The sequence below is a fragment of the Lampropedia aestuarii genome, from assembly GCF_004803635.1.
Lineage (GTDB): Bacteria > Pseudomonadota > Gammaproteobacteria > Burkholderiales > Burkholderiaceae_C > Lampropedia > Lampropedia aestuarii.
On record NZ_SSWX01000009.1, the window covers coordinates 123,236 to 134,689 of the forward strand.

Genomic DNA, 11,454 nt, shown 5'->3' on the forward strand with positions numbered 1-11,454 from the left:
AAGGGTTTGTGTGAATTGCCATAAGAAACTGGATTCTAAAGAGACAAGCCCATGACCACTGGATACATTACCCATCGCGATTGCTGGTTACATGATATGGGTGCCGCACACCCAGAGTGTGCGGCGCGCCTGGATGCGATTGAAGACCGCCTGTTGATGACAGGTGTGATGGATACACTGCGCCGCCTGGATGCGCCCAAGGCCTCGGTCTACGACCTGGAGCTGGCCCATTCTAGGCTGCATGTGGCAGCCATGCGTGGTCTGGACCATATGATGCAAGACGAGTTGCAGGCCGGCGGCGATGGTTGTTCACAAATTGACACCGATACCGTGCTGTGCCCGCATACTTGGAATGCGGCCCTGCGCGCTGCTGGTGCGGTGCTGCTGGCGACTGACCAGGTGATGTCGGGGGCGCTTGACAATGCCTTTTGTGCGGTACGCCCGCCTGGCCACCATGCCGAGCGAGACAAGGCGATGGGCTTTTGCTTTTTCAACAATGTCGCCATTGGCGCCAAGTACGCACTCAACCGCTACCAGCTCAAACGCGTGGCGGTGGTGGATTTTGATGTCCACCATGGCAACGGCACAGAAGACATCTTGGCGAGCGAGCCAAGGGCCTTGATGGTCAGTTTCTTCCAGTCGCCGTTCTACCCCAATAGCGGCGAGGTGGCCAAGGGCGAGAACATGGTCAATATTCCGGTGCCGGCCTACACCAAGGGCATGGACATTCGCGAGTTGATTGACATGCTGTGGCTGCCCAGGCTCGAAGCCTTCAAGCCCGAGATGATTTTCATCAGCGCTGGCTTTGATGCCCACCGCGATGACGATATGGGCCAGCTGATGCTCAATGAGAGCGATTACACCTGGATCACGCGGATGGTGATGGAAGTCGCCAGGCGCCACTCCAATGGCCGCGTGGTCTCCAGTTTGGAGGGCGGCTACGTGCCCGCTGCGCTGGCGCGCAGTGTCGAGGCGCATGTGCGCGTGTTGTCCGGCTTGGACTAATGGCGAAGGCGGCTGATCAGCAGCCCTGTTTTTAAAAGAAAGCAATGCAATGAGTGACTCCTTATTGAATGTGGTGCGGCCACGCGCTGGCGTGGTGGAAGTGGTCCTGAACGATCCGGGACGTTTCAATGCGCTGGGCGGCGAGATGCTGGAGCAGTTGATTGCCACCTTCAAAGATTTAGCGCTGGATGAATCCTTGCGGGCAGTGGTCATTGCCGGCAATGGCAAGGCCTTCTGTGCCGGCCATAACCTCAAGGACATGGCCGCCCACCCCGAGTTGCAGTGGTACCAGGCCTTGTTTGCGCAGTGCACGCGCTTTATGCTGTCGATCCACCAGCTACCGGTGCCGGTGGTGGCCAAAGTGCAAGGCATTGCTACGGCTGCGGGCTGCCAGCTGGTCGCACAGTGCGACTTGGCTGTGGCCTCTGAAGAGGCGCGCTTTGCTGTCAGCGGCATCCAGTACGGCCTGTTTTGCTCAACGCCCAGCGTGCCTTTGGTGCGCAATGTGCCGCTGAAAAAAGCCATGGAAATGCTGGTGACAGGTGAGTTTGTCTCTGCCCAGGATGCCTTGCAGGCGGGTTTGCTGAATCGGGTGGTGGCCAGCGACGCGGTAGATGCCGAGGTTGAGCGCCTGCTCGATGCGATTGTGGCCAAACCGCGTATTTCGCTGGCGCGGGGCAAAGCCTTGCTGTATGCCCAAAAAGACATGGGGCTGGAGGCGGCCTACCAATTGGCGGCCCAGACCATGGCCATCAATATGATGGACGCTGCCGCGCAAGAAGGCGCGCAGGCCTTTGCGCAAAAACGCCCGCCGCGCTGGGAGTGATGCTGGCTGCCAGCGTCGGTGACATTTTTTGCAGATTGCGCTATGGCGCAACGGATAGGATATACAGCCCAACTGGTGGCGCTGCGCAGCGCCACCCATCCCAAGAAGTGTGGAGCTTTGCTTGCCTATGTCTGATCCCATCGCTGTGCCCGCTGCAGTTGCTGTTGATGCCCCGATTCCCTTGCTAGGCGAGGGCTTGGCAGAAACCTCATTGAAAGATTGGTTTGCACAATTTAGCGGCCCGCAGGTCCTGCTGGAGCTGGGCGTGATTGTGCTGGTGATTGCACTTGTCTGGTGGGGCTTGCGCAGCCTGCGCAGCGCCTTGCGCTACGACAATCCAGACTCGGTGCTCTTTGGCAGCAAATTGGTCGATGGCGCCTTGTTTCCGCTGCTGAGCTTGCTGACGCTGTCCGTTTGCAGGGCGGCGCTGGCGCCTTACCAGAACGGATTGTTGCTGAGTTTGGCCATCCCTATCTTCACCTCCTTGCTGCTGATTCGCGTTGGCGTCAAAGTGCTTAAAGTCGCCTTCCCAGGCAAACGCTGGGTCGAGCCGGTCGCGCGCAGCTTTTCGTGGCTGATCTGGATGTGTGTGGTGCTGTGGATCATTGGGCTGGGCCAAACCTTGCTCAACAGCTTGGAGGCCATTCAATGGGGCATTGGTGGCAAGCAGGTCTCGGTCTTGCGGCTGCTGGAATCGGTCTTGACGGCGGGGCTCTTTTTGCTGGGCAGTCTGTGGCTGTCCTCTGCGCTTGAGAAAAAGCTGATGGCTTCGGCGACGACCACGCACTTGCCGGGTCGCAAAGGCTTTACAACCGCCTTGCGGGCCGTGCTGATGTTTATCGGCTTGCTGGTGGCGATGAACATGGCCGGCATTGATTTGACGGCCTTGTCGGTGTTTGGCGGTGCGCTGGGCGTCGGGATTGGTTTGGGCTTGCAGCGCCTGGCGGCCAACTACGTCAGCGGGTTTGTGCTGTTTACCGAGCGGGCCATTCGCGTGGGCGATAGCATTAAAGTGGGTGGTTTTGAAGGCACGGTGGTGGAAATGTCTGGCCGCTATACAGCCATTCAAGCGAGCAACGGCCGCCAAGCCATCGTGCCACATGAAATGCTGACCGGCACCTTGGTCGAGAAAGTGTCTCAGAGCGCACCCCGGGCATTGCAGACCATTGCCATCACCGTGCACAGCAGCAATGACCCGTCGCTGGTGCGGCGCCTGCTGGCTGAATCGGCCCAGGCCCAGCCACGCGTATTGAGCACGCCAGCGCCAGTGGCAAACCTGGTCAATGTCAGCCAGACCGGCTTTGATTTCATCTTGAATTACTACATTGGTGACTTGTCCGCTGGTGGCACCGAAGGTTTGCGCTCGGCGATCAATATGGCCATTTTGACGGCCTTTGAGCAGCACACCATTCGGATTGCTGCGCCGCAAACCAACTTGAATTGGCAAGATGTCAATGCTTGGTTAAGCCAGGTCAAACAAGGGCCAAGCCCGCAATCCATGGTGCCAGGTGCGCCAGAGGGGGCGGCTTCTGAGCCTGGCAAATAGCAAAAGCGCCCTTGTCTGCATGGTTTTTGCTGCGCTAGCGCAGAGGTTTGCTATTAAGTAACGCTTAAGTAAACCAAGAGACGATGAGATTTTTTGCGCATAGCCCCGAACAGGGTCTAAAATAGAACGTTCGTGCGATTTTAAAACTGAAGGCGGTGGCGCTGGTGGTGCCCTGCCCTGATCAACTTGCCCAACGAGGCCATTTAGGAGAGACAGCCCAATGACCAAGGTCCTAGTACCCGTCAAACGCGTGGTCGACAAAGACATCAAAGTGCGCGTGAAATCTGACAACACAGGTGTTGACATTGCCAATGTCAAACACAGCATGAACCCCTTCGATGAAATCGCCGTTGAAGAAGCCGTTCGCCTGAAAGAAAAAGGCGCTGCTTCTGAAGTGATCGTTGTCTCCGTAGGCGTTGCCCAAGCGCAAGAAACCCTGCGCACGGCCTTGGCCATTGGCGCTGACCGCGCTATTTTGGTTGAAACCGCAGACGAAGTGCAGCCACTGGCTGTGGCCAAAATCCTCAAGGCCCTGGTGGACAAAGAGCAGCCAGGCCTGGTGTTGCTGGGTAAACAAGCGATTGACGACGACTCGAACCAGACCGGCCAGATGCTGGCTGCGTTGACTGACCTGCCACAAGCGACCTTCGCCTCCAAGGTCGAAGTTGCCGATGGCAAAGCCACCGTGACCCGTGAAGTCGATTCCGGCCTGGAGACGATCACCGTGTCCCTGCCTGCGGTGATCACCACCGACTTGCGCCTCAACGAGCCGCGTTATGTGACGCTGCCCAACATCATGAAGGCCAAGAAAAAGCCGCTGGAAAACATCAAGCCAGCCGATTTGGGTGTGGACGCCGCGCCGCGCCTGAAAACCCTCAAAGTCTCTGAGCCACCAAAACGCAGCGCTGGTATCAAAGTGCCAGACGTCGCCACCTTGGTCGACAAGCTCAAGAATGAAGCCAAAGTCATCTGAGACAAGGGAGAAGAGACACCATGACTACACTCGTTATTGCTGAACACGACAACGCCAGCATCAAAGGCGCAACTCTGAACACTGTGGCCGCTGCTGCCGCTATTGGTGGTGATGTGCACGTGCTGGTGGCCGGAGCGAACGCCGCCGCCGCGGCCCAAGCTGCTGCGCAAATTGCCGGCGTCTCCAAAGTGCTGCACGCCGATGGCGCATCGCTGGAAAACGGCCTGGCAGAAAACCTGACAGCCCAAGTGCTGGCTGTGGCTGATGCCTACAGCCACCTGCTGTTTCCTGCCACCTCGAATGGTAAAAACGTTGCGCCACGCGTCGCCGCCAAGCTGGACGTGGCCCAGGTCAGCGACATCACCAAAGTGGTCTCGGCCGACACCTTCGAGCGCCCAATCTACGCTGGTAACGCCATTGCCACTGTGCAAGCGACTGATGCCAAAAAAGTCATCACCGTGCGTGCGACTGGCTTTGACGCTGTGGCCGCTACCGGTGGTTCAGCTGCGGTCGAAAGCATTGCAGCAGTGGCCGACTCAGGCAAAAGCAGTTTTGTAAGCCGCGAAGTCTCCAAAAGCGACCGTCCTGAGCTGACTGCTGCCAAGATCATCGTCTCCGGTGGTCGCGCTTTAGGCAGCGAAGAGAAGTTCCAAGAAGTCATCACACCGCTGGCTGACAAGCTGGGCGCCGCCATCGGTGCCAGCCGCGCTGCAGTGGATGCAGGCTATGCGCCTAACGATCTGCAAGTCGGTCAGACCGGCAAGATCGTCGCGCCCGACCTGTACCTGGCTCTGGGCATCAGCGGTGCGATCCAGCATTTGGCCGGTATGAAAGACTCCAAAGTCATCGTCGCAGTGAACAAAGACGAAGAAGCACCGATCTTCTCAGTGGCCGACTACGGTCTGGTGGCGGACTTGTTCGCTGCTGTGCCTGAGTTGATCGAAAAGGTCTAAGCGTATACACGCTCTGAGTAGGCAGGCAAATGGCATCCGCAGCGGTGCCATTTTTTTCATTTTTATGCGTGTGGCACTGTTTGGCATGCGGTCAAACCAGGGTTCACATGCGCTGATAACGATATGAGGCGAGCATGAGCTACCAAGCCCCCGTCAAAGATTTGCTGTTCAACATCGAGCACCTGGCCAACATTGAAGCCGTGGCGCAACTGCCTGGCTTTGAAGACGCCGGGCTGGAAACCGCTCAGGCCGTGCTGCAGGAGTGCGCTAAGTTCAACCAAGATGTGGTTGCACCGCTGAATGTGGCCGGTGACACACACCCTTCCAGCTTCAAGGATGGCCAAGTCACGACGACGCCGGGCTTCAAGGACGCGTTCAAGCAATACGCTGCTGGTGGCTGGCAAGGCTTGCAGCATGACGCTGACTACGGTGGCCAAGGCTTGCCCAAAACCATTGGCGCGGCTTGCCAGGAAATGCTCAACAGCGCCAATCTGAGCTTTGCGCTGTGTCCTTTGCTCACCGATGGCGCGATTGAGGCCTTGGTCACGGCAGGCAGCGACACGCTCAAAGCCACGTATCTGGAGAAGCTGATCTCCGGTGAGTGGACCGGCACCATGAACCTTACCGAGCCACAAGCGGGCTCTGATTTGGCCCTGGTGCGCAGCCGTGCAGAGCCTCAGCCCGATGGCAGCTACAAAGTATTCGGCACCAAAATCTTCATCACCTATGGTGAGCACGATATGGCTGAGAACATCATCCATTTGGTGCTGGCGCGTGTGCAAGGGGCGCCAGAAGGCGTCAAAGGCATCAGCCTGTTTGTGGTGCCCAAATTCCTCGTCAATGCCGATGGCTCGCTGGGCGAGCGCAACGATGCGCATTGCGTCAGCATTGAGCACAAGCTGGGCATCAAGGCGTCACCAACGGCTGTGCTGCAGTTTGGCGACAACGGCGGCGCGGTTGGTTATTTGGTCGGTGAAGAAAACCGTGGCCTGGAGTACATGTTCATCATGATGAACGCCGCTCGCTATGCAGTGGGCTTGCAAGGCATTGCGGTGTCTGAGCGCTCCTACCAGCAGGCCGTGGCTTACGCACGTGAGCGCGTGCAAAGCCGCCCGGTTGATGGTTCGGTCAAAGGCAGTGCCACCATCATCCACCACCCAGACGTGCGCCGCATGCTGATGACGATGCGCGCCCTGATCGAAGGCACCCGCGCCACTGCGATGACGGCTGCTGCGGCCTACGATGCCGCGCACAAGCACCCGGATGCGCAAGTGCGTCAGGACAACCAGGCGTTTTACGAATTCATGGTGCCGCTGGTCAAAGGCTATAGCACCGAGATCAGCCAGGAAGTCACTGCACTGGGCGTGCAAGTGCATGGCGGCATGGGCTTTATTGAAGAGACTGGCTCCGCCCAGCACTACCGCGACTGCAAGATTTTGACGATCTACGAAGGCACGACTGCCATCCAGGCCAACGACTTGGTCGGCCGCAAAACCGGCCGTGATGGCGGTGTGGCTGCCAAATCGATTGCTGCGCAGATTGAGAAAACCGAGGGTGAATTGCAGGCCTTGGGCACAGCCGCAGCGCAGGCTGTGGCACGTGAATTGGCTGCAGCGCGCCAGGCTTTTGTGGACGTGGTCGAGTTCATGGTCGCCAATGGCCGCGAGAGTCCGAATGCCGCTTTTGCAGGCAGCGTGCCTTACCTGATGCTCGCTGGCAATCTGGTGGCTGGTTGGAACCTGGGCCGTGCTTTGCTGGTCGCGGACAAGCAATTGGCCAATGGCCAAGACAAGGCGTTTTACCAAGCCAAAATCATTACGGCCCAGTTCTATGCCGAGCACATCCTGCCACGCACAGCGGCTTTGCGCAGCGCTATCCTCAACGGTGGCGAGAGCGTGATGGCCCTGGACATGGACGATTTCTAAACGCCATCGAGCAGGTTTGGGCTGCACCGGCACTGTCAGCGCCGGTGCAGTCGTATCGCAAACAAGGTTTGAACAATGGGCAATCGATTAAGCGCCATTGCCACCCGCACGGGCGACGATGGCAGCACCGGTTTGGGCGACAACAGCCGGGTCTCTAAAACCAGTGCGCGCATTGTGGCGATTGGCGAGGTGGATGAGCTGAACTCACACATCGGCTTGCTGCTGTGTGAGACCTTGCCAGACGATGTCGCACAACTGCTGCAAAGCGTGCAACACCAGCTGTTCAATCTCGGCGGCGAACTGGCAATGCCCGGCTACCACTTGCTCAAAGACGATGGTTTGCTGGCGCTGGACCAGGCACTGGCACATTACAACGCGCATTTGCCGCGTTTGAAGGAATTCATTTTGCCCGCTGGCAGTCGCCCAGCTGCGCAAGCCCATGTGTGCCGCACTGTCGCGCGCCGCGCTGAACGCGCGGTGGTGGCTGTGGTGCAAAGCGCGGGCGAAACTCTGCTGCCAGGGCCGCAGCAGTACTTGAACCGTTTGTCTGACTTGTTGTTTGTGCTCTCGCGCCACCTGAATTTGAACCACGGCAGTGGGGAGGTTTACTGGCAAAGTGAGCGGCTCAAGACCCAGCAGGACAATTCCGAATAGGCCGCAACGCGCAGCCTCAAGATTGCATCAAGCGCGTCACGCCCGGCAACTCGCAGGCGTGGATGGCATTGCGCAGCGCGGCAATCGCTTCATAGCGTGTAAAGCTGCGCCGCCAGGCCAGCACCACACGGCGCGAGGGCGCAGCGTAACGGCCATCGTCTTTGACAGGCAGATAGCGAATGTGCTGGGCCTCGCTTGGCAAGGCCGCAGGCTCGTCTGGCGTTTCTGGTGCCATGCCTTGTGGCACGGCCAGGCGCGGCACCAAGGTAATGCCCATGCCGGCTGCCACCATGTGTTTGATGGTCTCCAGCGAAGAGCCTTCAAAGGATTTCTGAATGCCTTCGCTGTCGGAGAAGCGTGCAAATTCCGGGCACACCTGCAGCACATGGTCTCTGAAACAATGGCCAGTGCCCAGCAGCAGCATGTTGTGTTTTTTCAGCTCGCTGGTCGAGATCGAGTCCCAATTGGCCAGCTCGCTGCTGGTGGGGACAGCGGCCAAAAATGGCTCATCGTACAGTGGTGCAATGGCCAGATTGCTGTCGGGAAACGGCTCGGCCAGCACTGCACAATCGATTTCTCCAACGCGCAGCATTTCCAGTAGCCGCGAGGTGAAGTTCTCTTGCAGCATCAAGGGCATTTGCGGCGTGGTCTCGATCACACGGCGCACCAGCTCGGGCAACAAATACGGGCCAATCGTGTAGATCACACCCAAGCGCAGCGGGCCCTTGAGCGGATCGGTGCTGCTTTGCGCAATTTCCTTGAGCAAATGTGCCTGGTCCAGCACATTTTGCGCTTGTTCAACCAAGCGCTCGCCCAATGGCGTGACGGTGACTTCGCCTGAGCTGCGCTCAAACACCTTCACGCCCAATTCCTCCTCCAGCTTTTTCACAGCCACCGATAGTGTCGGCTGTGAGACGAAACAGGCTTCTGCGGCACGGCCAAAATGCCGCTCCCGAGCCACTGCAATGATGTATTTCAACTCAGTCAGAGTCATGGCGTTGTATGTAGATAGGGGATGGGCGCTGGCCAGCTGATGAAGCCAGCGCACTTGGAAAGTCAGCACGCATTGAGATAATTAATAGCTTTGGTGTACGCCATCGACAAAGACCTTGAGCTCGCCGCTCTCAAATGAGGTCCAGGTCTCGTTGCTGGTCAGCGGCGTGGTCACGACAATCGCAGTCTTGTCTTCGGGGCCGTTGCTTTCGGCAAAATCAACCGTCAGTTCTTCGTCACTGAGGGTGGCTTTTTGGAATGGCCAGGCCCGCTCGGTATAGCACAGGAAGGTGGTCGCATGGGCCCACAGTGCATCGCCATTGGAGAGCAGAAAATTGAACGTGCCATGTTTGGCAATGCGCTTGGAGAGCTCGCGCAGGGTCAAGGTCATCTCACGGATGCTGGGTACGCCCACATGGGACTTAGACAGCTCTTGCATGATCCAGCAAAACGCCCGTTCACTGTCGGTCGTGCCGACGGGGTGAAAATGCGTGTGCAAATTCGGGTGGAATTCCTTTAAATCACCGTTGTGTGCAAACACCCAGTAATTGCCCCAGAGCTCACGCACAAACGGGTGGCAATTGGGCAGGTTGACCTGGCCTTGTGTGGCCTTGCGGATGTGCGCAATCACATTCGTGCTCTTGATCGGATAGTTGCGGATCAGGTCTGCAACGGGCGAGTTGATGGCGCTTTGGTGGTCGACAAAATGCCGCACGCCATGGTCTTCAAAAAACGCCATGCCCCAGCCGTCCACATGGTCCCCAGTTTTACCCGCACGCTGCGCGAACCCCGTGAAGCTGAAAGTCAGGTCGGTCGGATTCTTGGCGTTCATTCCTAGCAATTGGCACATGGCAGTCAGATGGGGGCGATTCAAAGGGTTGCAATATGAAAGATGAGAAGCTGATAGCTATTGTCAATGATACTGCTTTGTCGCCTGCAAGGCCAGTGCCGTGGGGGAGCAGGCGGCCAGGAACGGCATGCGTTAAGCCTTGTCGGTGGTGCTGTCTGCGGCCGGGCTGTTAGCGCTATGGACCACGCTGGGGCTATTGAGGTGGCGGGCGGCCAAAAAGGCCAGCGCGCACAAGAGGCCCAGCACCACAAAGGTCTCGCCGAAGGCAGTAATGCGCTCTGGGCTGCTGTGTGGCAGGGCCAGTGAGTCGCCTTGCGCAGCAATGCGCCACTCCAGGATGACGCCGCACAAGCTCACGCCAATCACGCCGCCTAGCATGCGGATAAAGTTGATCACGCTCGAGCCCTGCGAGATCAGCTCCTTCTTCAGCGGCCGCACTGCGACCAAATTCAGTGACGGCAAGATAAAGCCCAGACCGATGCGGCCAAAGGCGGTGATCGCAATCAGCAAACCCATGCCGCTGCCCAGACGTACAAAATACATCAGCCCGAATGAGGCTGCCAGCACCCATAGGCCAACACCGACCAATAAGCGCGGTGACAGGCTATCGGCCATGCGCCCGGCAATCGCAATCGTGAAAGCCAGCACCAAGCCCGAGGGCAGCATGATCAAACCTACTTCAGAGGCGGAAAACTCCAGCCCCACCTGCATGAAAACTGGCAGCAAATAGGTCGAGCCAAACAAGGCCGTGCCGTAAATGAATGCGACGATGCAGCCCATGCAAAAGGTCTTGGACTCAAACACCTTGAAGTCCATCAAAGGTGCATGCTGGTGGTGCACCAGGCGCTTTTGCCACCAGGTAAAGACCAGGCAGCAGATGAGTGCGACGCAGAGCAAGCCCAGCGCCGGCAACAGCCAGCCGTCATGCAGCCAGACCAAACCGTTGAGCAGACTGACAGTGCCGACGGTGACAATTACCAGGCTGCGCCACTCCAGTGCCTGGCCTTTGCGTGCGGCCACACCGCCTGGTGCGGTGATGGGGACAAAGCGCATCGCCACCCAAGCGCCGCCCAGGCAAAACGGCAGCACCATGTAAAAGATCGAACGCCAGCCCCACAAATCGATCAGAATGCCGCCCACCGTGGGGCCCAAGGCTGGGGCCAGCACCACGCCCATGCCAAACAAACCGCTAGCGCGGCCTTGCTGGTGTGGCGGAAACGCGTACAAGATGATGATCGCTGGAATCGGCTGTAGCACGCCGGCGGCAATGCCCTCGAGTATGCGGGCCAGCAGCACCAAGTGGAAGTCGTGGGCCATGCCCCCCACAATGCCGCCTGCACCCAGCAGCAGCAGCATCGCAATATAAGTGCGCCGATACCCATAGCGCGACAGCAGCCAGGGCGTGGTCAGCATCGCCACTGTGCTGGCTGCCATGAAGGCCGAGCTGACCCATTGCGCGCGCTCCTGGCCCAGACCGAAATGGTGGCTGAGGTCAGGAATGGCGACGTTGACGACGGTGGATGACATCAGCGAGGCAATCGTGCCCACCATCAGGCTCAGTAAGAAGTACCAGCGGAAGGACTCGCCATACTGCGCCGTCAGCGCTTGCAGGCTGCCGGGCACGTGAGAGGCTGAGGCGTTGTCTGTCACGTTGTCTGTCATAGTGGGGCCGCTGTTGATCCTGAGAGATAGCATTCTTACGCAATTGTGCTGGGCTGTGCAGCTTTGT

General features: G+C 58.4%; 10 protein-coding genes. 7 read left to right on the top strand and 3 right to left on the bottom strand.

Features of this window, described 5'->3' with window-relative positions:
* Positions 1 to 51: 51 nt before the first annotated feature.
* From E8K88_RS08690 to E8K88_RS08720, 7 genes are all read left to right on the top strand, one after another.
* Entirely contained in the window at positions 52 to 1,005 is a 954-nt protein-coding gene (locus E8K88_RS08690; RefSeq protein ID WP_136406262.1) for a histone deacetylase family protein, read from the top strand.
* A gap of 49 nt (positions 1,006 to 1,054) precedes the next feature.
* Positions 1,055 to 1,831 carry an enoyl-CoA hydratase gene (locus E8K88_RS08695; protein WP_136406263.1) on the top strand — a complete coding sequence of 259 codons (777 nt, stop codon included), beginning with the start codon at positions 1,055 to 1,057 and terminating at the stop codon, positions 1,829 to 1,831.
* A 127-nt stretch (positions 1,832 to 1,958) separates the two neighbouring features.
* On the top strand, positions 1,959 to 3,377 hold the full coding sequence (locus E8K88_RS08700) for a mechanosensitive ion channel family protein (RefSeq protein ID WP_136406264.1): 1,419 nt from the start codon (positions 1,959 to 1,961) through the stop codon (positions 3,375 to 3,377).
* Positions 3,378 to 3,597: 220 nt separating this feature from the next.
* Entirely contained in the window at positions 3,598 to 4,350 is a 753-nt protein-coding gene (locus E8K88_RS08705) for an electron transfer flavoprotein subunit beta/FixA family protein (RefSeq protein ID WP_136406265.1), read from the top strand.
* A 20-nt stretch (positions 4,351 to 4,370) separates the two neighbouring features.
* Positions 4,371 to 5,303, top strand: a complete 933-nt coding sequence (locus tag E8K88_RS08710; protein ID WP_136406266.1) for an electron transfer flavoprotein subunit alpha/FixB family protein — start codon at positions 4,371 to 4,373, stop codon at positions 5,301 to 5,303.
* Positions 5,304 to 5,437: 134 nt separating this feature from the next.
* Entirely contained in the window at positions 5,438 to 7,228 is a 1,791-nt protein-coding gene (locus E8K88_RS08715) for an acyl-CoA dehydrogenase C-terminal domain-containing protein (protein WP_136406267.1), read from the top strand.
* A 75-nt stretch (positions 7,229 to 7,303) separates the two neighbouring features.
* Positions 7,304 to 7,882 (top strand): cob(I)yrinic acid a,c-diamide adenosyltransferase, encoded by a 579-nt coding sequence (locus E8K88_RS08720; protein WP_136406268.1) that lies wholly within the window; start codon positions 7,304 to 7,306, stop codon positions 7,880 to 7,882.
* Between the two features lie 16 nt (positions 7,883 to 7,898).
* On the opposite strand, the gene E8K88_RS08725 is transcribed toward E8K88_RS08720, so the two are convergent.
* The 3 genes from E8K88_RS08725 to E8K88_RS08735 all read right to left on the bottom strand — a co-directional run bounded on the left by E8K88_RS08725 (position 7,899) and on the right by E8K88_RS08735 (position 11,387).
* Positions 7,899 to 8,876: a LysR substrate-binding domain-containing protein gene (locus tag E8K88_RS08725; protein WP_136406269.1), complete on the bottom strand. Its 978-nt coding sequence runs from the start codon at positions 8,874 to 8,876 to the stop codon at positions 7,899 to 7,901.
* An 81-nt stretch (positions 8,877 to 8,957) separates the two neighbouring features.
* Complete coding sequence (locus E8K88_RS08730) at positions 8,958 to 9,725, bottom strand: class II glutamine amidotransferase (protein WP_136406316.1); 768 nt, start codon at positions 9,723 to 9,725, stop codon at positions 8,958 to 8,960.
* A gap of 132 nt (positions 9,726 to 9,857) precedes the next feature.
* Entirely contained in the window at positions 9,858 to 11,387 is a 1,530-nt protein-coding gene (locus E8K88_RS08735; RefSeq protein ID WP_136406270.1) for a DHA2 family efflux MFS transporter permease subunit, read from the bottom strand.
* Positions 11,388 to 11,454: the final 67 nt, after the last annotated feature.

Coding starts and splice junctions, on each gene's coding strand:
- E8K88_RS08690 (WP_136406262.1), top strand. CDS start 52: ATGACCACTGGATACATTACCCATCGCGATTGCTGGTTACATGATATG.
- E8K88_RS08695 (WP_136406263.1), top strand. CDS start 1,055: ATGAGTGACTCCTTATTGAATGTGGTGCGGCCACGCGCTGGCGTGGTG.
- E8K88_RS08700 (WP_136406264.1), top strand. CDS start 1,959: ATGTCTGATCCCATCGCTGTGCCCGCTGCAGTTGCTGTTGATGCCCCG.
- E8K88_RS08705 (WP_136406265.1), top strand. CDS start 3,598: ATGACCAAGGTCCTAGTACCCGTCAAACGCGTGGTCGACAAAGACATC.
- E8K88_RS08710 (WP_136406266.1), top strand. CDS start 4,371: ATGACTACACTCGTTATTGCTGAACACGACAACGCCAGCATCAAAGGC.
- E8K88_RS08715 (WP_136406267.1), top strand. CDS start 5,438: ATGAGCTACCAAGCCCCCGTCAAAGATTTGCTGTTCAACATCGAGCAC.
- E8K88_RS08720 (WP_136406268.1), top strand. CDS start 7,304: ATGGGCAATCGATTAAGCGCCATTGCCACCCGCACGGGCGACGATGGC.
- E8K88_RS08725 (WP_136406269.1), bottom strand. CDS start 8,876: ATGACTCTGACTGAGTTGAAATACATCATTGCAGTGGCTCGGGAGCGG.
- E8K88_RS08730 (WP_136406316.1), bottom strand. CDS start 9,725: ATGTGCCAATTGCTAGGAATGAACGCCAAGAATCCGACCGACCTGACT.
- E8K88_RS08735 (WP_136406270.1), bottom strand. CDS start 11,387: ATGACAGACAACGTGACAGACAACGCCTCAGCCTCTCACGTGCCCGGC.